We start from the raw sequence: 21,854 nt of genomic DNA on the forward strand, positions 1-21,854 counted from the left end.
GTTGAGAAATACTTAAAATAATATTGTAAATGGCATATAACGATTTGCACCTTTAAAGAAAAGCCAAATTTTCTGAAAGTCCCAGAGTTTATTTCAGAAATGGTGTTAATAAAGTTTAATAGTGTTTTTGTTGGAATATTAGTCGTTTATTTTCATCCAAATGGAATGATTAATTGATCCTTATTCAGGATTAGATTAAAAAGATAATAAAAAATTCCATAACTATTGTATGGATTGCAAATCATTTCTTTACAATTCTGCGGGAATATAACTTCCCTTTTATTTTAAATTTTAATATGTAAATACCGCTAGGTAGGGATTTTAAATGAACTTTGCCATCGATCAAATTTACAGAAAAACTTTTCCCCTCAATATTCAAAATTTCAAAATCCTCTGGAATTTCTAATTTTGAATCGTGGCTAACGGAAATAAAATCGGTGGTTGGGTTTGGAAAGATTGTGACAGGATTGGGTTGCCGGGAATCTGAAATGGAAAGGACTTCATCATTTGCTAATGACCAAAGTTGATTTCCTGTGGAATGTACATTTGCCCAAAAATAAATTTCATTGTTGAAAGTGAAAAAATTCTGGGGAAGTGAACCTTCTGGGCCTTCCTGAAGATCAAAAATCATTTTTGTGTTTTCTGGAGTACCATCTGTTTCCCAGAGTTCCTCTCCTGAAGTGGAAGTGAAGGCCTGGAAGTACATTTTGTCATTTAAAACGGTGAAATATTTAGGATAGGAACTTCCTCCAGGATTTAAGTCCTTGAATAAGCTTGTACCCTGGGAAGTTCCATCGGAATACCACAATTCTATACCATTTCCAGGATTAAGCGCACTAAAGAATAATTTATCTTTAAATACAGTGAATCCAAAACTTCTGGTGCTTGCCAGTTTTTTTTCATAAAGCTTTTTGATGGGTGTTGTTCCTTCTTTTGTTCCGTCAGATTTCCAAAGGGTATATCTATTCGTTTTAGAAAATTCAGTAAAGAATAGTTCATTATTAAACTGAATGAAGTTCTCTACTAAAGATGATTTTGGAATTTCCAAATTAAATGTTTCTTCTACACCGTTTTTATCTATGTTATAAAACCTGAAGAAATCATCCCCCTGCCCATAAGCCAGGTAACAAATGTTCTGATTTAAAAGGGATAATCCTTCACATTTGTAAAAGTCCTTAATTTTAAGAGTGCCTTCAGCTGTGCCGTCACTTATCCATATGTCTTCACCAGCAGCACTTACCATAAAATACATGGAATTATCGCTGGAAATAACTTCTTCAGGAGAAAAACCAATATTATAGGAGTTGGTTCCAAATGATTTTATCATTTCTACCTTGTCATCTTCCAGTTTAGCCAAGTACCTTTCTTTATCTTTCCTTACTATGAAATAAAGTGTCTCTTTGAATTCCTGAAAAAGATGAGGACCACTCCAGTTCCTTCCTTCAATAATATCTTCAACCAAGGAAAAGGTATTTCCATCTGTTTGGAATAATTCATATCCAATTACTTCATTATAGCCGGAAAAATATATTTTATCCTGAAATGTGAAGAAATCATGCTGTCCGGTAATTTTATAAGAATTGGGTTTTACCACATTCAGGTTGCCATCAAATGAGAAGAGCCCAAAAGATTGAATAGAATCAATTGTTCCACTATATAGAATTTTATCCTCAATTTTAATTTGGTTTTCTAATGATATTCCTTTTTTTACCTCATTTATATTCTTAACACTTTCTAGTCCGGTAATCAGATTATATTTGCCCAATTCCATCCCCCAATTTCCAAAGGCTTTCTGAAAAAAGACATTGTCATTTAAGGGGAATGTTGTTCTAATTCCTGCTAACTCAGGAACTGTATATGTATTAAATGAGGAAAGATCAGTCCTCACAATTTTGTTAAGTCCTCGTCTTGAGGGCAAGGTGATTAAAAATTCTTTTTCTACACCTATAATTTCTGCAGCATCAACATTATCAATAAACCAGCTAATTTCATCGGTTGGTTGAGGTATATTTTCTACATTTTTTAATTCTTCTGAAAGAGTGTTATAAGTGAAAAGAGCGGTAGTATTTTCAGGGGTACCACAAGTGAAAAGAAGCTCCTCCCCATGATTCATTAAGTTGGAAGGTGTGAAATAGGAGGAACCAGAGTAATCAAAAATTTTTATAGTAGCATCAGTAGAACCATCATGTTCCCAAATAAATAATCGATTGTAATCAAACTCATAAAAGGAAAAATAGAGTTTGTTACCAACTTTTTTTGCATCAGCCAAATCAATTAGGCGAGTACTGCCTTCATGAACTGCCTCTACTGGTTTTGTACCTTCCCTTGTGCCATCAGTTTTTATTATTCCCACACTTTTAGGATAGGAAAAAATACTGGAACTTCTTATAACAAAATATAATTCCTCATTTAATTCTACAAATTGCGTTAATCCGTTTGTTCCTCCTGGACCTGCTCCATTTCCATCAATTCCGGAAAGGATACTATAAGTACCTTCGACACTTCCGTCACTTCTCCAAACATTAGTGTTTTTAGTTTGGGGTTGTTCAAAGACGAAAATGAATGTGTTGCCTGCCTTTCCCTGATATGTGGGATTGTTTTGAATACTGATGTTACCCTTTATTAACTGGGTGCCAGCCCCTGTTCCATCGCTCCACCATACCTCCAGGTTAGCATTTTGTTTTAGCAGGAAGTAAAATTTATCATTTATGGTTGTCAGTCCAAAAATTGCTTTATCATGAAAATGGACAAGTTTCTCTGTTCCGATTGGAGTGCCATCTGTGGACCAGATTTGAGTTCCCTCTTCCTCATTATATGCTGTGAAATAAAGTTTGTTGCCCATAATGGTGGATTGGGAATTGAAGGACCATATTCCAGACCCTGTACCAGGATTTATATCTTTCAGTAAAAAAGTACTATCTCCTGTGCCATTGGATACCCATATCTCTCTGCCATATCGTGAGTGTTCTGCAACAAAAAACAGATAATTATTAAATGATCCAAAGCTGTTTGGCCATGAATTTAAGTCTGAACTGGAATGATTCAGATTGGTAATCATTTTCTGACCAAGTGCATTTAATAAAGAAAACCCGATAAGTATTATGGAAAAAAATAATGGTTTAATCATAAGGAGATAAATTATTAGAATTCTAAGGAAAGTATCGCTACTACAAAAGGTTTCTTTAAATTGCAAAAAAAGGAAAATAATTGATTATGTTATTGAATTTACTTTTATTAACAATAAAAATATGCTTTGATTAAATTAATATTAGGAAGGATAGTATGTCTATAGTATAATTGTAATTATATCCTTTGGATAAATATGGGTCATATGATATTCTCCAAAGGCTATGATATGAATAAATAATTTTGAGATTTATATTCTCATTTCTTTTCTACTATATGTATACCAATTTAATTTCCTTCTTACCCAAATTAGTATTTCTCCCATTTATTGGCTTTTCAGTTTATAGAAAGCTAAAGGTGGTGTTTTTTATTTCTTTTTTTGCCCATTTTGTTAATGCTCAAAATATTACCTTGATTCAGGATTTTACAAAAGGAAATAATGGGACAAAAATTGGGAGTATTATTAAAGCGGATGATTACTTTTTCCTTTCAATGGAACATTTGCTTAACCAAACTGATTCTTTATCAGATAAAGAAAGCCTTTATTTGAGTGATGGAACTAAATGGAATACAAAAAGAGTACACCAGGAATTATTTGGTGAGGTAAAATATTATTTTTCTCAGCATGGTTTTATTGAAAATCGGTATTTGGTAAGAGCTGGTAGTAATAATACTATTGTGAAAGTACATGCAGTAAATCCGATAAGTTTAACCATCGATACACTTTTTCCTGCTTTTGAGTATAACGGTCAACAGATTTTGCCAGAAAGTGAATTAAATGTGGCAAAAAGAGTAGGTAATAGATATATTTTTTCTGGGCATGTTTATCCCATAGGAAATGAATTGTGGTATTTGGATGTGGAAGAGAAAAAAGTTGACCTGATTAAAGATATAGGAGCGGGAGTTGTTTCAAGTAGCAGACCAACGGATTTTTATAAATATAATGAAGATGTTTATTTTGTGGCAAATGAAGATTCAGTACACAGGAGTTTTTGGAAGACTGATGGCACCACAGAGGGAACTGCTGTTGTAACAAGGCTGAAGAAAAATAAAGATTATAGAACCAAAACGAATTATATCGAATATAATGGGCTGTTGTACTTTTCTGGTAATGATGTAGAAAAAGGTTTAGAATTATGGAAGACAGATGGAACACCAGAGGGTACCTCATTGGTATCAGACATTTACCAGGGAGAGGAAGATTCGGGGCCAAAACATTTTACATTTTTTAAAAACCAATTTTATTTTACGGCTAAAGATGCTGAAAATAGCTATGGTTTATTTAAAGTGAATTTACAAGGTACAGGGATAGAAAAAATAAAATCATTCTCCTTCGAAATTAAAGAATTGGTTGGTCTAGAGGATCATCTGTTCTTTTCTGTTCAGACTAAGGCTTATGGACACGAGATTTGGAAAAGTGATGGAACGGAAGAAAATACAGTAATTCTTAAAGATATATTCCCCGGAGAAAATGGAAGTGAAGCAAGATTATTAACCAAGGTAAATAATAAAGTCTATTTTGTTGCGCAGGATGGAATCCATGGCAATGAGCTTTGGGAAACTGATGGGACTACTGAAGGAACGAAGCTTTATATTGATTTATATAAGGACGGTAAAGCTGATAAAGCTGGAATTGATCAGTTATTTAATTTTAAAAACAGGCTTTTTTTTACAGGAAATGATGGCGTTAAAGGGAGGGAGCTATGGCGAGTAAATGAGGGGCTGATAGCTCCAAGAAACGTGACTTTTACAACCATAAATTCCGGAGAAATCAAAATTACTTGGGAAAATCAATCAATAGATGCTGCAGAAATAATTTTACAAAAAAGCACTTCAGCTGATTTTTCAGAGAACTTTCGGGAATTGAAGCTTAATCCAGCTATAAGCGAATATACGGATAAAGAAATACTACCCAACCAGGTATATTATTACCAGCTTAAAGTGAAAAAAAGTAATGAAGAGTCTCCTTTTGGAGAAATTTATCAATATCCTCCCCGGTCTTTTGAATCAGTATTTCTGGAAATTCCTGTGTACAAATATGCCGAAGCCGATTGGGGCGATTATGATAAAGATGGAGATCTGGATTTGGTGATAAGTGGCGATTTACCAGATGTTATTAGAATAATTGATTTATATACCAATGAAAATGGGAGATTTTCCCAAACTCGTTTAGCGACTGATTTGAGAGGGGATGTAAAATGGGGGGATTTCGATTTGGATGGAGATCTTGATGTTTTAACTACCAAAGGTGTATTGGTGAACAATGATGGAAGTTTTGAACGATTAGCTTTAGGAATAAAACCCCTTGATTATTCGGGAAATGTTTCCTGGATTGATTACGATAGGGATGGTGACCTTGATGTTTTTATGAATGGAATAATTGGGGAGTGGAGCTTTCCAAACTCCTTTTTCTACGAAAATATAAATGGTTACTTCTATGAAAAAGAAACTGATATTCCGAATATTCATAAGGGAGGAATTTCATGGGGAGATTATGACAATGATGGAGATAAAGACCTTTTTATTTCAGGGAAATATTCAGGAACCCTGTATGGTCGACTTTTAAAAAATAACAATGGTGTTTTTGAATATTCAGGAATTGAATTACAGGGGCTGAGATATGGAGAATCGGATTGGGGTGATTTTGATGCAGATGGAGATTTAGATTTGGCCTTTTGCGGTAACTATTATCAGGATGGTGAACAAATGCAGCTAAAAGTATATCAGAATAATGATGGAAATTTTGAAGTAGTGGAATTAGAAGAAGCCGCTCTGGGAATGTTTTCTTTTTATGATAATTATAAGGCAAAACTAAAATGGGTAGATATCAATAATGATGGTCAGTTAGAACTTTTCTTTTCTGGTTATAAGCCTGAAAGGGATATTAAAAACATTATTTTTGAAATTAAGGATGGAATTTTAAAGAAAAGTAAGATCGATTATTATGAGGCATTAGGTCCTGGGTTATGGGCAGATTATGATTTGGATGGGGATATGGATTTGCTACATCCTGATAATGACAGAAATTTTGGAAATAATTTGGGCATTTATAGGAATAACTCTACAATTAGAAATACTATTTCCACAGTACCTGAAGGATTAAGCTATGAATTTAACCAGGATCATAAAAAAATTAAATTTACATGGGAAAAGTCGGAAGATGCGGAATCTTCACAAAATTTAATCAGTTATAATCTTTCTATTCGTGTTGGAGATAATCTGGTAATGTCTTCTCAATCTTTGCCTTCAGGACAAAGACTTGTAGCTGAACCCGGCAACGCAGGTTATCAACCTTTCTTTGAATTAACAGATTTAAAAGATACCATTTATCATATTTCTGTACAGGCAATTGATGGTGTTTACCAATCCTCTCCATTTTCTGAAGAAATTACCTATATCCCACCAGGAGCTTTATTGCCAAATGCTGACATCGAAGAAAATAGTGAAATTGGAAGTGAAGTGGCGACTTTTTATACTTTTTCAACATCCGAGTCTGATATTCAATATCAGTTTGTAAATGGTGAGGGAGATGAAGATAATGTGCATTTCAAAATATCTGGTAATAAACTGGTTACCGCAAGTGAGTTAGATTTTGAGAAGAAATCAAAGTATTCAATTCGAGTCCTTATCTCAAAAAGTGGATTTGAATATGAAAAAATAATCAATATTAATGTAATAGACCTTAAGGAAAAGCCTACAGACATTTTTCTCTCTAGTTCTATAACTTTTGCAAATAGTTTTCCCGCTACTCTTATAGGCTATTTTTCTGCCGAAAATGCTGATTCCATTGACACACATTTATATACCCTTGTGGAAGGAAACGGAAATGAGGATAACGATTTTTTCTACATTGAAGAAGATAAACTTTTTGTTGCAAAAAAATTCCCAATGAATAAGGAATTGTGTTCGATAAGAGTAAGAGTGAACGACCAAAGTGAAGGGTGGGTTGAAAAAGTATTTAAGGTTCAGTTAAAAGAAGGCTTTAAAGGAGATGAATATAGGGTTTCCATCAATCAGAAGAGGGAATCGAATAGTTATGAAAATAGGGTGAAAGTTTCAGGTAATTATGCCGTAATGGCATATCCACGGGGATATGGTACCACCGACTCTTCAATTGGGGAAGTCTTTATTTATAAAAGAGGTTTACTGAATGATGGTTGGGAACTACTGCAACATTTGCAGTCACATAAACCCAAAACCTATTCAGAATATGGGTCCGCTCTGGACATTGAAGGAAATCACCTGATTATTGGTGCAAGTGAGGAAGGAGAAGTTTCATTTTATGAGAGAAAAGGAGAAAAATGGATGCTGAATAATTTTGTTGATAAAGGATTTTACTCAAAGTTTGGTCATTCCATTGCAATAGATCAAAACTTCGCCCTTATTGGAAGCCCAAATGAAAATAGTGGATCTGGTTCTGCTTTTATTTATGAGTTTGTAATTTCTGATTCTTCCTCACAATGGGTGGAAGTGGCTGAACTTCAGCCTAGTGACGGGTTTGATAAACAACAATTTGGTTATGAAGTGGCATTGTATAGGAAAACTGCTGTTATTGCCTCTTATTCTCTAAAATCTGCAGAAAGACTTTATGAATCAAAAGTTTATGTTTTTGAATATGATGGTAAGAATTGGGTAGAAAACCAGGAACTTAAACCTGATTTTCCCTTAAATGAAAATTCAAAATTTGGAACGTCTCTGGCTATTGAAGAGAATACAATTATAGTAGGTTCAGAATTAGATAAAACCCATAAAGGATCAATATCTGGCTCAGCATTTATTTATTCTAAAACAGACGGGAAATGGAATCAGGAGGCGCATTTATTTTCGAATGATACGATTGAAGGAAGAGGTTTTGGGAAAACTGTGGTTCTAAATAATGAATGGGCATTTGTAGGTACTTCAGCGGTAAACCTTAGTTATAGAAATGGTAAATCTATGGTTTATGCATACAAAAAAACAGATGGGCAGTGGGTAAGGCAAAAGATTTTTTATCCTTATGGTAATAGTTTAAATGAATTATTTTTTACTGAAGGAGTAGATGCTGATGGAGATGTACTGGTTATTGGAGGAAGAGAAATTACACAGGATTATAAAAGAAAGAACTATGGGTATTTTTATAATTTAGATAAAATAGATACCCTTTCTGGAAATCAGCCTCCTTCAGGGTTGTTTCTAAAAGAACCGCTTGTACCAGAAAACATAACTTTGGGCAAAAAAATTGCCACCTTATTTACAGACGATCCGGATGTTCAGGAATTACACACCTATGAATTGGTTTCCGGAAAAGGCGACTTTCATAACAATGTATTTTCTATTTCTGGCGATTCTCTTATAGTAGAAGTCCCTATTGATTTTGAGTCAAATGAGCATTTTAGTATCCGTGTAAAAAGTACTGATCAAAAGGGAAATTCAATTGAGAAGGATTTCTTGATAAGCGTGATTAATAAAGGTGATGCTATAGGGGAATTTGAACTAACTTCATTTAGTAAAGGAAATGATATTGGCTTTGGGGATGGAATGGATATTTATGGAAACTACGCTGTTACTACAACAGGTGATCCTTTTGATGTTTCTGAAATATTGATTTATGAAAAACAACAGAAAAACACATGGATTCCTAATTATATTATTAAGAATGATGAAAAGAAAAGATTAGGACAAAATATAAATCTTTTCCAGGATCATTTTGGAATAACCGGAGAGGGAAATAATAATATACACTTGTTTTATAAATCCGGCACAAATACCTGGGATTCAACAGGGGTAATTCTTTTACCAGGAAATGACAATCCCTATCATTATAACAGAATAAAAGAATTTGAATTCCAGGAGAATCGACTGGTAGTTTTTACGGATAATTCCCAAAAAAATTTAAGTGAAATTTACACTTATGAATATGTAAATCAGGAATGGCAATTAAAGTCATCAACTGAAATACCGGAAGAACTTTCTAAATACATAAATGATTTCGATTTGGATGGAGATATTTTAGTTGCAGCTTCTAGTTGGTCAAGAAATGTATTTTTATTCAATTATAAAAATGATAACTGGCAGTTTGAACAGGAGGTAAGACTGGGTATTATGGATTCCATCTATGTAACTTACGGAAAATCAGTAGCTATAGAAAATAATGTTATTGTGGTAGGTGGAGGTTCATCGATTTATCTTTTTGAAAAAGGTGAGAATGGATGGGAGCATACAGCATCATTGAGTTTACAGCAATATAATTCAAAATTTGGAGAGCAGGTTGAAATTGAAGATGGTTTGATTACAGTTCCAGTGCGGAATGATAATGACATTTATCCCAATTCAGGAGCTGTATATGTTTACAAAAAAAATGATGGAAATTGGGAAGAATATAAAAAAATAAAAAGTACCAATACTCGCCAAAATCATGGATTAGGGCAGGTTCAGGCTCGTTACAAACAATTCCTTATGGTTTCGGGCTATGAAAACCCTAATATTACTCATCCTCACGGAATTTCAATTTTTGATCTGGAAGCATTTGGGACTGAATTGACTAATATTTCTTTGACTAATGCCGAAATAGAGGAAAATGTACCTTTAAATACACCAATTGGAATTTTATCAGTAGATTATTCCAGAAGTAAATATCTGCATACATTTAAGTTAAGTGATTCTGCGGTGCAAAATGATAATTCTCGTTTCATTTTAAGAAACGATACCCTTTTTACTGCATCTGAATTAGACTATGAAGAACAAAATAAGTTTTTAATAAAGGTTGAAGCCATAGACAGCCTGGACAATACTTTTGAGAAAAACTTTATAATCAGGGTAAAAGATTTGAAAGATACAGGTTTTTCGATTAGAGGTATAGTACAGACTACTTATGGGGAAAAAATTCAGGAAGGAAATTTATTATTATTTAAATATCAAGAAGGGAATAACACAAAAAAAGAGATAGCTTCAATAGAATTATCCTCGAACCACCAATATCAATTTTCTGATTTGGTGCCAGGAAAATATAGTTTGTTTTTGGATATTGATGAAACAAAATTTCCGGATTTTTTCGATACTTTTTATGATAGGAAAATAGTAGAAAGTGATGCTGATACCATCCATGTAACTGAGGATATTTATATCAATATGCTTTGTATGGCTATTTCAGATTCAATCCAAAAGGGAAATAAAAGGATAAGTGGTTTTGTCTACAAAAGTAAAGATAATTCTGGAGGAAGAATTACTGATATACACCAGGATTCGGGAGAGCCGGTAGAAGGGGTAAAAATTTATTTGCTTTTAGGAGAAAAGGATCAATTAATACAAGTTACTCACTCAGAAAATGATGGATACTTTGAATTCAATAATCTGAGGATAGGAAATTATTATTTAATGATTGATTATGAGGGACTTCCTAATGAACCTGAACCATACATTTTTTCAATAAAGGAGGATGCTGAAGAAAAAAACGCCATTGTTATTATTGGTAATTCAACAATTATAGCCGGAGGTAATGATATTCTTGGGATAATTGATCAGGAAAATTTAGGACAAATAATAATATATCCTAATCCGATAACATCTTTTTTTAATGTAGAATTGACAAGAACTCAGTTTAATGACCTGAAATTTTCCATTTTTGATAATTTGGGAAGAAATGTTTACGAGAAAGAAATAAAATCCAATACTGAAGACCTCTATCGACTTGATATTTCCGATTTGCCTAAAGGGTTTTATACGCTTTCCATTTCTTCAAAGGATTTAATGAAAAGTTTTAAACTCTTAAAAAAATAGCAATCACAGAGATAACTAAACTACAGCACTTACAATGAGAACCAATTTCATTATTCTAAAGATATTCATTTTTCTATTCTTTAGTTTTCGTTTCTTAGATACTTTTTCACAAAGTTTGGTGGAAGAGTTTAAGCCAATTATTCGAGGTAATCCAATTATTGGTAACATGGAGGTACAGCCAGATGGTAAAATTTATTTACTTGGATACGATTTATGGTTTGTAGATCAAAAACCTGTTAATGGATTAATCAGGTTAAATAATGACTTTTCTTTAGATACTACTTTTAACTTTCCCTATCCTATAAAGGATAGAACTTTTGATTACGATATTGTAGTAGTAGATGATAGCACATTGTTATTTCGGGATAACAACCGTGTGTTAATGCTAAATAATGATGGAAGTATAAATGAAGATTTCAATTTAACCTACGATATTAGAAATATTTCCTCATGTGGTACTGCATTTAATAAAATTTTAATGGTTGGATACCTTTACGGTGGCAAAAGAATTATAATGGTAAACCGGGATGGATCTGTAGACAGTTCATTTTTCCTGAATTTTGTAGAAGGAGGGTGGAAGGCTCAATTCAGAGAAACTGTAGATGATAAAATCTTGGTTAGTGGGATTTATGAAATTAATGACAAAAATGTGGCTGGGGTTGTAAGGCTTAATTCTAATGGGGTAGCAGATACTGATTTTCAAAACTATGGTACTATAACAGGTACAGTGCACGAAATAGAAAGCCAGGAGGACGGCAAAGTCTTGATGGCGGGAATATTTACTCAATTCAATGAAATTCAATCACCAGGAGGCTTAATACGAATAAACCGGGATGGTTCAAGGGATTCTACATTTGTTTTAGGCAGTACCCCTAATGTCGTATCCAGAGGCGTGTTTGATATAGAAGTACTCAAAGATGGGAAAATAATGCTTTATGGGAGTAATAATGAAAGTCCAGATAAAAATGTATTAGCCAGACTTAACGCAGATGGATCGATAGATAAATCATTTCCAGTTGCCAAATTTTCTCAATTTAGTTATCAAAACTTTTTAAACATGGAGGTTCAGGGAGAAGAGGTAATTGTTTCTGGTAGTTTTAATGAGTTTAATAAACTGGGAATAACCGGATTGGCAAGTTTATCGGTTGAAGGAATACTTAATGAAAAATATGTAAACCTGGGTGGAAGTCCCGATATTACTGCAGTTTTCACTCAGAAGGACAGAAAAGTAATAGTAGGTGGAGAAATGACTGATGTCAATGGTGAAAAAGTTAACAAGCTTGTTAGATTAAACCCCGATGGAAGCCTTGATCGTGAATTCAATCCAAAATTTGATTCTCTAGATATTTCCATTGGAGAAATAAATGACATCGAAGTACAGGAGGATGGAAAAATTTTAATTGGAGGAAGTATATCATGGGTTGATAGTAATTACCAACGCAATGGGGGGATTATTAGACTTTTGAAAGATGGTACTTTTGACTCCACTTTCAAGTTTCCATCCTCTACGGTAAAGGAAATTCTTATAATGGAAAATGGTACGATTGCGCTGGCTGGTAATATAGGAATAGATAACCAAAGGGGAATTTTTAGATTATATCCTGATGGGAAAAGGGATTATACTTTTAATTCCTTTGGGGAAATTCTTCCCTCTTACAAGGTAAACACTGCTCATCTTACCGATGATGGTGGCATTATTGTATCTGGATATGATGAACAAAAGAAAGCAGGTTTTGCACTAAAACTTGATCATTTTGGAAAAAGGGATTCCACCTTTAATATTGATTTTTCAATACCTGATTTACAAATACTGGCATCTGCTGAAATTGGTAACCAACTAATATTTGGAGGAGATCCTTTTTTATCTAATGTTGAAAATCAACCATTATTCATTACAGACTTAAAAGGAGAAAGTCTGAATGATAAGGATCTGGGATATACCTCAAATTATGGATATACTTCTCCGGTTTGTAAAAGTCTTGTTGCGCTCAGTCAAAATGAATTGTTGGTTGGAGGAAGGTTTAATCAATTTAATGCATTTGAAAGAAATAGTATCGCCAGAACCAGAATTGATGGAAATGTAAATCAGCATTTTGGATTTGGGTTTAATGATATTATAAATAAAATTCACAAAATTGATAGTTCTACAATACTTGTTTCAGGCCGATTTACTGAGGTAGATGGTGTACCATACTCGGGTATAGCAAAGATTAATTTAGAAAATAACCCACCACAAGCTATCTCATTAATTGACTCTCTTTTTTCAGAAGATGGGGAAGCAATCAACTTGTCTTTAAATGACTTTATAGTGACCGATTATGATGATAGTTTTCCAGAAGATTTTACCTTAAAAATTTTGGAAGGGGATAACTATACTGCAGAGGATTCTACAATTTTACCCAATTCAAATTTTTCTGGAACAATCGTAGTTCCAGTCGTAATTTCTGATAGCAAAGGGGAAAGTGATACTGTACATGTAAAAGTTGAGGTAAGTTCATTTCAGGTTACAGGCATCGACAAGTTTTCTGGTCATCAAGATCAGGTTGCGATTTTTCCAAACCCTGCAAAAGATCATTTTCAGGTTTATATCAATAATGACCTGACAGGCAAGGTAGAAGTTCAAATTTTAGATGTTACAGGGAAAATTATTAGTTCAGATTCTTTTGTAAAAAATAAGAAACAAATTCAAAAAAATATCCAGTTGGGAAATTGGATAAAGGGTATGTATATCATCAAACTAAAACTGAATCATTATCAATCTTCAGTGAAATTGATGATAGACTAAGTTTAAAAGAAATTTAATATCAACATGAAATTAAAATTTACCTTTTCCATTCTTATAATTTTGTCTGGTTTAAAGGTGTTCGGGCAAAAGTATGACAGGATTATCAATATTGATTTAAGTACTGAACCCAGTGCCTATGCAATTGCAGACTTAAATAACAATGGCTACGAAGAAGTGGTAACCGCATTTAAAAATAAAGATTTTATATCCATAGTAGCCAATGATTCGGGTTTTCTAAATCCACCTTTTGTTGTTGATACGAAAACTGAATCTACTATCAACCATATACTTCTGGATGATATAAACAATGATAAATTTAAGGATATTATTTTTTCAGACTTTGAAAATAATCGAATTGGAGTACAGATTAATAAAGGGGATTTAGAGTTTGAGGGACCTGTATTTTTTTCCACTGGTAAAAAGCCTAAAAAAAGTATGGCTCAAGATTTCAATGGGGATGGTTTAAATGATTTGGTAGTGATAAATGAAGAAGGAAATTCCATTTCATTATTTTATTTCGATAAGGAAAAACTCTTATCTGACCCAATTGAAATTAGCACCGGAGCTATCCCCAATGATATTGAAATAAGAGATATGGACGGAGATGGCTTTGTGGATTTATTAGTGGTTTGTAAAAATGGTAAAATGGTTTCCATTTATTACGGAAACAATAATGGGTTTTCTTCTCCAGTTGATATGCTATTTGAATTCAATCCCATCAATATTGAAATAGATGATTTGGATGAGGATGGAAAGTTAGATTGTGTGATTGTATTTGCGGAAGAAAATCAAATTCAAATTATTTATGGTAGTGACAATAGGGAGTTTGAAGATGCTGAAAAATGGGTTTCTACCGAGTTTTTTTCCGATCTGGATTTTGTGATAGATGATTACAATGAAGATGGCTTTAAGGATATAATGGTTTCCTCATATTATCATGATAAAAGGCTATTGAAAATTACCTTATTTAAAAGTGATGGGAAAAGAGGGTTTAAACACCAAACTACAAGTGAAGAATGGACAAACCATCCGATAATTTATTTTGGATTTTCGGATCTTACTAAAATTGGGAGGAAAGGTTTTTTAATGGGAACCCCCTATTATGGTAAAATGAACCAGTTTTTTCTAAATGAAGAATTTGATTTTTATTCCTATCGGGAAATATTTATCTGGAATGATTTTAATAAACTGGATATTGGAGATATCAATAATGATGGAGTTTTCGACATAGTAACTGCCAATTTTCACAGAGACTATATTTCAATTTATAAGGGGAATATTGATGGAAGTTTTTCATTTATAAAAAATTATATGGGTATTGAACTTAATAGAGATGTTGGTTTGGTAGACTTGAATAATGATGGATTATTAGACATTTTGGAAAAAGGAGATGACCCTGGGTATTTTTTTAATAAAGGGAATTGTGAATTTCAATTTATTAACCTAAGTGAAAGTAATTTTAATTATGGGATTACAACAACGAAAGTTGATTTTAATAAAGACGGATACTATGATATTTTAGGCTTAGAAGGGGTCTTTTTAAATTTGGCTAATGACAGTTTCAATCTTGCTCATAAATTTGATTACTATAGTACCGATGCAAAACCGCTTGATTTTAATAATGATTCCATAATCGACCTGGTTTATTATAATTATTATTTGGACAAAATAACCTTATTATCTGGAATAGGAGACGGTACATTTAAAAATGTAAAGGAAATAATACTAAAAGATGTTGTCTATATTAATACAGGTGACTTTAACCAAGATGGATTTGACGATTTGGTGGTGACTTTTGTAAATCCAGAAACTCGTCAGTATGAGGAAGGCGCAGTTTTATTTGCATCTGAAACAGAAATTTTCTCCAATGAGCTACATCGTTTCCCGAGACCAAGATCTTCGGGAGAAGTTGTTCTGGATGTGGATCGTGACAATAAAGTGGAAATCGTATTTCCAACCTATAAATTAGAGTACTATAATGTAGAAACAGATAGTATTATTACCCCCCGAAGATTTGTGACTGAAGAATGGTTTAGTGTTGATGACGTTTTTCCTCTTGATTATAATAAAGATGGTTTAATGGATATAGTTACCACATCAGGAAGTTTTGCAAATCAGATTAATATACTTACCAATAAATTGAATGGAGAAATAACATTTTCAGGTTTGGAATGGGATTATAATGGTAAACCCATTGATAGCCTTGTTTCAATAAATCCTTCACACTTGGCTTATACGGTTTTATATAACGATTCCGAACTTTTGCCTCTGGAAGCAGGAACTTATAATGTATCGGTAAAAATTAAAGATAAGACATATACTGGAAGTTCAGATACTACTTTAACGATAAATAAGGTGCCACTTCTAATTAAGGCAGATACCATTTCAAAAATATATGGTGAAGAAGTTCCTGAACTAACATTTTCATTCGATTCCTTACGGGGATACGATACAAAATATCATATTGATGAATTACCCACCATTTCCACATCAGCTGATGATACCTCAGATGTAGGTTTATTTCCTATTATCCTTACTGGAGGCAGTGATAGAAACTATATCATTAGCCTACAGAATGGCATAATGGAAGTAAAGGCGGCTCCACTAAAAATTATTGCATCAGATATTGAAATAAATGAGGGGAATCTAATACCTGAATTGAATTATACCTTTGATGGGTTTGTAAATGGGGATAATGAATCCGATTTGGATAAAAAACCATCTATTAAAATCGAAGAAGAAAGCGTTCCTCTTAGTCCGGGGGAGTATACTATCAATGTAAGTGGTGCAGAGGATAAAAATTATACTATAACTTTCCAAAATGGATTGTTGGTGATAAATGCGGTAACCGGATTAGAGGATGAGTATGGAAATAGTCTAATTCAGGTTTATCCAAACCCTGTAAGACCTAATCAACCATTTTCCATAAAAGCTCCACAAAACGTAGTTTTTGAAATTTATGATGTACAAGGAAATAAGCTACTCAGTAAGAAAATGGAAGATGAAATTGAAAATATCCAATTAAAGCAAGGATTGTATTTCCTGAAATTTTTGGATTATCCTAGTGTGCATAAAATTTTGGTAGATTAGTGATTTTTAGGAAACTAGTCAATTAATTTTCAGATCGAGCATTGAAAGTTTTAAGGATTTGTTCATTTCCAATTACTCAAAATTTCCGCTCTTCTGAATTTTACCATTCGAATGATCAAATCTTTGGGCAAGAGTTTGTCCAATGGAAACTGTATCGAACCTTTTCCCTGCTTATAATCCTTAAGTTCATTTGAAAATGCTTCCACGGTAGTTGGAAAGGGGTAGAAACTTACAAATTTTGCATACCCGGCTATCATTATTTGTTGATCCCTTTTTCCTCCCGGAACTAATGTAAAAGAAGGAACCTTATAGTTTAAAACCTCAATTGCATCCGGAGCTGCTTCCTTGATAATACATCTTAATTCTTGCAAAACTATTTGCGCTTCTTCGGTTTGACTGGCGATATAATCATCAATCGTATCGAAGTCTGGCATTGGTCCTTTTTTAGCCATTTGTTTTCAATTTTTTCTTAAAGAAGTGGTCTTATGTAAAACCTTTTAGTTAAATCTAATCATTCTCACAAGAGAATCCTTTTCTTTGGACTACTACAAAAATAATTATAATAAATACCATTTGCGAAAGATTTGGAGGTTGTTAGGTAACTGATTTTTAAAAGCCTCCAAAATTTAACACTACAATTCTGGATTACCTTTCCCATTCCCCCATTTAAAAGAGTAGTTTTGCAGCCAAAATTCTCCCAATATGAAACTAAAAAACTGTTCACTTCTGGTCTTTTCATTTTTTTGTTTTTTACTAAATGTAGGGAATACATTTGCTCAAAAAAAAGGCATCCCAGAAATTTATTTAGATCCTATCTTCCATGTGAACTATGGAGATGCCACTGCAGATAAACCCCAATCCAAATCATGGACAACTGATGAGGGGCAATGGATTATGGTGGGGGATGAAGATGGACCTAAATTATTAAAGAAGGAAACTTCAGGGTGGGTGAGTCAACCTGACGTAAATCAGGCCTTATATTCCTTACCAGGCAGAGCAGATGTTTGGAGTGTGGAGAATGTGGCAACTATTGTTTTAGTTGGAGACTGTGTGTTGAATGTGGCTCAATTGATTTATTCCAACCAAACCAAACAATACGAACATCAATGGAATGTTTTTCTCCCAATTCCACAGGATTGCCATTCTATGGAAACAGCTACCATTACTCAGGATTCTAAAGGCCGGTATTGGGTTTGTGCAGATGCTAATGAAAAAATTATGGTTTGGCAATCTTCTAATGGGAAGGATTGGTCAGATCCATTTACAATAGCGGAAAACATTAATGAAGACGATATTTCCTTAATAGTCGGCCTAAAAAATCAGGTATCCGTTATCTGGTCTAATCAGGATACCCAGTCCATCATGGAGCGAATTCACTATGATAAGGACAGTCCTGATCACTGGTCAGAACCGATAATTGTGCAGGAGGGGGATAATAATGCGGATGATCATTTGAACGCTACTGTGTTTGAAAATGGAGAAATGGCAGTAGTTACCAAAAACAGTGTAGACAAAATCAATCATCCTCAGTTTGTGTTGCGGGTAAGAGATAAAAAAGGAAAATGGACCAATATTCCCTATCAAAATCTTACCAAGCTAATAAGTCCGACCCGCCCAATTATTAATCATATTGAATCGGGAAAAATATTTGAAATTCACTCCGTGAAAGATCGGGAGGATAACCGGTATTATATTTCAGTCAATGAAATTGTGAAGAAAAATGATGGTTGGGAATTTAAAGAACTAATCCAACTAAAAACTAAAATAAAAGGGAAAAACGGAGATGTGACTTCAAGTAAAGCCAGCTTCTTACCTGATAGAGCTAAACTTATATTTTTCTCTGATGATTTGGGTAATGTTTATTCATTTGACCTCGATACCTTGTAAAAGGTTTTACTTTATATATTTTCAGATAAATCAGATAAAAAAAGCAGGGATCAAAATGATTCCTGCTTTATAATCCTTTTTGTCGCTTGTGAAAAGTCTTCTAATGATGTAAAGTTACCTGAGATAATAAATAATTAAATCCCTTAAAATGGGGATATTGAAATTTATTGCTCAGGAGTGGTGTTTTCCTCATTGATGGGATATAGTCTTACAATCATTCCAGGACTTTCCAAAGCTGCATAAATGTAGCCATCAGGCGCTTCTTCTACAGCTCTTACTCTTCCAATCTGGTCAATTAATTTTTCCTGATTTACCACTTTCCCGTTTTCAATTTCCACTCTGTTCAGGTACCTGAATTTTAAAGAACCTACCAGTAAATTTCCTTTCCAGTTGGGGTATTTGTCACTATTGGCAAGTGCCATTCCGCAGGGAGCAATTGATGGTCTCCAAAAAGTGATGGGTTGCTCCATGCCTGCCATTACGGTATCCGTGGTAATAATTGTACTGTCATAATTGATACCGTAGGTAATTACCGGCCATCCATAGTTTTTCCCGGCTTCAATGATATTTAATTCGTCTCCCCCTCGTGGGCCATGCTCATGCTCCCAAATAGTACCATCTGTTGTATTTAATACTAAGCCTTGAGGATTTCTGTGTCCATAAGAATAAATTTCATGCATGGCAGTATCCACATTTACAAATGGATTATCCTGTGGTATTTTGCCATCATCATGCAACCGGAGAACTTTTCCTGAATGAACACTTAGGTTTTGTGGATTAGATCTGTCTCCTCTGTCTCCAACGGTAAAATACATAAACCCTTTTCCATCAAACTGGATTCGGTCCCCAAAGTGATGGCCTTTTGTACTATAGGGAAGCGCCTGAAATAATTTTTCCTGATTTACAAGCAGGCTATCCCCTTGTAATTTTGCCCGCATAATTGCGGTATTAGAAGAACCCTCTTCTTCACCCGGAGAGGAATAGGAAAAATATATCCAGCCATTTTCTTCATATTGAGGGTGAAGCCTGATATCCAATAACCCTCCTTGTCCTTTTGCCAGAATTTCCGGTAATCCATAAATGGAATCATTGGCAATTTTACCATCTTTTACCAAAAGTAATTTTCCGCTTCTTTCTGTAATTAAAACACTTCCATTGGGTAAGAAAGCGATCCCCCAGGGGTTCATCAAATCTTCTATAAGCGTATCAATTACATAATCCTGTTTTGCTGAAGATACTACCGCACTGAGATCTGTGGGTTCCTCAAAATAAACAACCTTTTCTTCCTGAACTTGCTGGCTGACCTGGCAACCTATAAGCATTGTTAAAATACTTAATAATAAAATGTGTAAGACTTTAATCATTTTTTAATTATGTGATGTGTGATGAATAATTAATAATTGAATGATAATAAGTTAGGATTGTGCCAATAAAAAATAGGAATTCTAATTCCTTTTAAGTTCTTTTTTTAAGTAAAAACCAGCTGCAAAGTAACTATTTAATGCGAATAAAATAAAGGATTAGGTGTGTATTAGGTGAATTCCATTGATATTTGACATCAATTTCTCTTTTGGGTCTAATTCAAAATTTATTAAAATGGTTCCTCAATTTCCGGTATTCGATCTTCATGGTGATTTATTGTCGTATTTAATTAATAAGGAGGGAAGCACTCCCATGGATTCGGATATTGGTTGTTCTATTCCCTTCTGGAAAAAGGGAAATGTAAAACTTCAGGTGCTGTCCATTTTTACCACCACCAATTTGGGCAGTGTAAAAAAGGCAAGGCATCAGGCGGAAAAATACAAGGAAATATTAAATGTCTATTCAGACCATATTTATCCCATGGATTCCAGGAATGATTTAAATTCAATAATTAAAACTCCGGGAACTGCTGTGATGGTGGCTATTGAAAATGCTTCAGGAATTTGCGAAGAAGAAGATCATCTGGACCAGGCCTTTTTCAATCTTGAACAAATCATTGAACAAACAGGTCCGCTGTTTTATATTACAATTACTCACCATACCGAAAACCGGTTTGGTGGAGGAAACTACAGTAAAGTTGGCCTAAAACCTGATGGAGAGATTTTGCTGGAGTATCTTTCGGGAAAAAAGATCGCTGTAGACCTTTCTCATACCTCCGACAAAATGGCCTTTGATCTATTGAACTTCATAGATCAAAAACAACTGGACATTCCCGTAATTGCCAGCCATTCAAATTTTAGAAACATTTGGGATCATCCCAGAAATCTTCCTGAAGAATTGGTAAGAGAGATCATAAAACGAAAAGGATTGATGGGGATGAACTTTGTAAGAGCCTTTGTGGATAACGATCATCATTACACTTTACAGAATCATATCAGGTTTGGCTGGGCAAATGGCCTGGAAGATCACTTGGCATTTGGGGCAGACTTTTTTTGGACCGGTTCCTTAAACGATCCTCAAAGAATCCCTTATTTTCATCCTGAACACGAAAATGCAGGAAAATATCCCTCAATCATTGACCATTTAAAAGTCGGGGAGGAGGAAATGGAAAAATTGGAAAAGTTGTGCTATCTGAATGTATGTAAATTTATAAAAAGCCAGATTTTTTAATCATTTTCTGGAAATCCTTGTTATTTATTCAGGAAACCAGAACCATTTTTTAGCCTTCATTTACGCTAGTTTGTATTTAATCGTAAGAAATTGTTTACCCATCATTAAAAACTTACCTCTTGTGTAAAATATTAAAGAATCACCTAAAAAAAACTATGGAAACTTTAAAACATTTCAAAGTTTCCATAGTTTTGCATTCAAATCAAACAGAGGTAAAGCTACAAATTGGAAACAAAAGAACGAATAATTGAAGTGGCGACTGAAATGTTCCGTGAGTATGGGATAAAAAGTGTGACCATGGATGATATGGCGAACCAGTTGTCTATTTCCAAAAAAACAATTTATCAATTTTTTAAAGACAAAGATGAAATAGTAGTAACATGTACCAGCAAAATGCTGAAAGAACAGGAAAGGGAAATTTGTCGCTTCAGGTCTGAATCTAAAGATATTATTGATGAATTAATCCAGACAATGGAGTATTTCAAGAAAGTACTCAGGGTGATTAATCCAACATTTATATCAGATATGGAAAAGTACCACCCGAAAGCATGGCAGTTATTTCTCAACCATAAGGAAAATTGTTTTAGGGATTCTCTTATGGCTTCCATGCAAAGGGGAA

General features: G+C 33.8%; 9 protein-coding genes. 6 read left to right on the top strand and 3 right to left on the bottom strand.

Translation table 11 applies throughout. The features are described from left to right. Nucleotides 1-241: 241 nt before the first annotated feature. Nucleotides 242-3,127, bottom strand: a complete 2,886-nt coding sequence (locus A3EM_RS0112935) for a T9SS type A sorting domain-containing protein (protein ID WP_020528641.1) — start codon at nucleotides 3,125-3,127, stop codon at nucleotides 242-244. A 275-nt stretch (nucleotides 3,128-3,402) separates the two neighbouring features. Between A3EM_RS0112935 and A3EM_RS0112940 the strand changes: the two genes are divergently transcribed. From A3EM_RS0112940 to A3EM_RS0112955, 3 genes are read left to right on the top strand one after another with little or no spacing between them, the layout of a single operon-like run. Next, the gene (locus A3EM_RS0112940) at nucleotides 3,403-10,881 is read left to right on the top strand and encodes an FG-GAP-like repeat-containing protein (protein ID WP_020528642.1); all 7,479 of its coding nucleotides are present in this window, start codon (nucleotides 3,403-3,405) and stop codon (nucleotides 10,879-10,881) included. A 34-nt stretch (nucleotides 10,882-10,915) separates the two neighbouring features. After that, the gene (locus A3EM_RS0112950; protein WP_083925224.1) at nucleotides 10,916-13,666 is read left to right on the top strand and encodes a T9SS type A sorting domain-containing protein; all 2,751 of its coding nucleotides are present in this window, start codon (nucleotides 10,916-10,918) and stop codon (nucleotides 13,664-13,666) included. A 24-nt stretch (nucleotides 13,667-13,690) separates the two neighbouring features. After that, nucleotides 13,691-16,756, top strand: coding sequence for an FG-GAP-like repeat-containing protein (locus tag A3EM_RS0112955; RefSeq protein ID WP_020528645.1), 3,066 nt, complete (start codon nucleotides 13,691-13,693; stop codon nucleotides 16,754-16,756). A 62-nt stretch (nucleotides 16,757-16,818) separates the two neighbouring features. Here A3EM_RS0112955 and A3EM_RS0112960 read toward each other — a convergent pair whose 3' ends face one another. After that, nucleotides 16,819-17,208: an iron chaperone gene (locus A3EM_RS0112960; RefSeq protein ID WP_020528646.1), complete on the bottom strand. Its 390-nt coding sequence runs from the start codon at nucleotides 17,206-17,208 to the stop codon at nucleotides 16,819-16,821. Between the two features lie 250 nt (nucleotides 17,209-17,458). Between A3EM_RS0112960 and A3EM_RS0112965 the strand changes: the two genes are divergently transcribed. Beyond that, the gene (locus A3EM_RS0112965; protein ID WP_020528647.1) at nucleotides 17,459-18,643 is read left to right on the top strand and encodes a hypothetical protein; all 1,185 of its coding nucleotides are present in this window, start codon (nucleotides 17,459-17,461) and stop codon (nucleotides 18,641-18,643) included. A gap of 164 nt (nucleotides 18,644-18,807) precedes the next feature. Here A3EM_RS0112965 and A3EM_RS0112970 read toward each other — a convergent pair whose 3' ends face one another. Then, the gene (locus tag A3EM_RS0112970) at nucleotides 18,808-20,007 is read right to left on the bottom strand and encodes a PQQ-dependent sugar dehydrogenase (protein WP_169513354.1); all 1,200 of its coding nucleotides are present in this window, start codon (nucleotides 20,005-20,007) and stop codon (nucleotides 18,808-18,810) included. A gap of 232 nt (nucleotides 20,008-20,239) precedes the next feature. Here A3EM_RS0112970 and A3EM_RS0112975 point away from each other — a divergent pair, with 232 nt between their 5' ends. Next, the gene (locus A3EM_RS0112975) at nucleotides 20,240-21,235 is read left to right on the top strand and encodes a dipeptidase (RefSeq protein WP_020528649.1); all 996 of its coding nucleotides are present in this window, start codon (nucleotides 20,240-20,242) and stop codon (nucleotides 21,233-21,235) included. A gap of 225 nt (nucleotides 21,236-21,460) precedes the next feature. Next, nucleotides 21,461-21,854 (top strand): TetR/AcrR family transcriptional regulator (locus tag A3EM_RS0112980; protein WP_020528650.1); only part of this gene is annotated, 394 nt, incomplete at its 3' end.

Source organism: Flexithrix dorotheae DSM 6795, assembly GCF_000379765.1.
In the GTDB taxonomy this organism is placed as follows: Bacteria; Bacteroidota; Bacteroidia; order Cytophagales; family Flammeovirgaceae; genus Flexithrix; species Flexithrix dorotheae.

Excerpts from the sequence above, each read along its gene's own strand:
- A3EM_RS0112940 (WP_020528642.1), top strand. The coding sequence starts at position 3,403 with ATGTATACCAATTTAATTTCCTTCTTACCCAAATTAGTATTTCTCCCA.
- A3EM_RS0112955 (WP_020528645.1), top strand. The coding sequence starts at position 13,691 with ATGAAATTAAAATTTACCTTTTCCATTCTTATAATTTTGTCTGGTTTA.
- A3EM_RS0112965 (WP_020528647.1), top strand. The coding sequence starts at position 17,459 with ATGAAACTAAAAAACTGTTCACTTCTGGTCTTTTCATTTTTTTGTTTT.
- A3EM_RS0112975 (WP_020528649.1), top strand. The coding sequence starts at position 20,240 with ATGGTTCCTCAATTTCCGGTATTCGATCTTCATGGTGATTTATTGTCG.
- A3EM_RS0112950 (WP_083925224.1), top strand. The coding sequence starts at position 10,916 with ATGAGAACCAATTTCATTATTCTAAAGATATTCATTTTTCTATTCTTT.
- A3EM_RS0112970 (WP_169513354.1), bottom strand. The coding sequence starts at position 20,007 with ATGATTAAAGTCTTACACATTTTATTATTAAGTATTTTAACAATGCTT.
- A3EM_RS0112935 (WP_020528641.1), bottom strand. The coding sequence starts at position 3,127 with ATGATTAAACCATTATTTTTTTCCATAATACTTATCGGGTTTTCTTTA.
- A3EM_RS0112960 (WP_020528646.1), bottom strand. The coding sequence starts at position 17,208 with ATGGCTAAAAAAGGACCAATGCCAGACTTCGATACGATTGATGATTAT.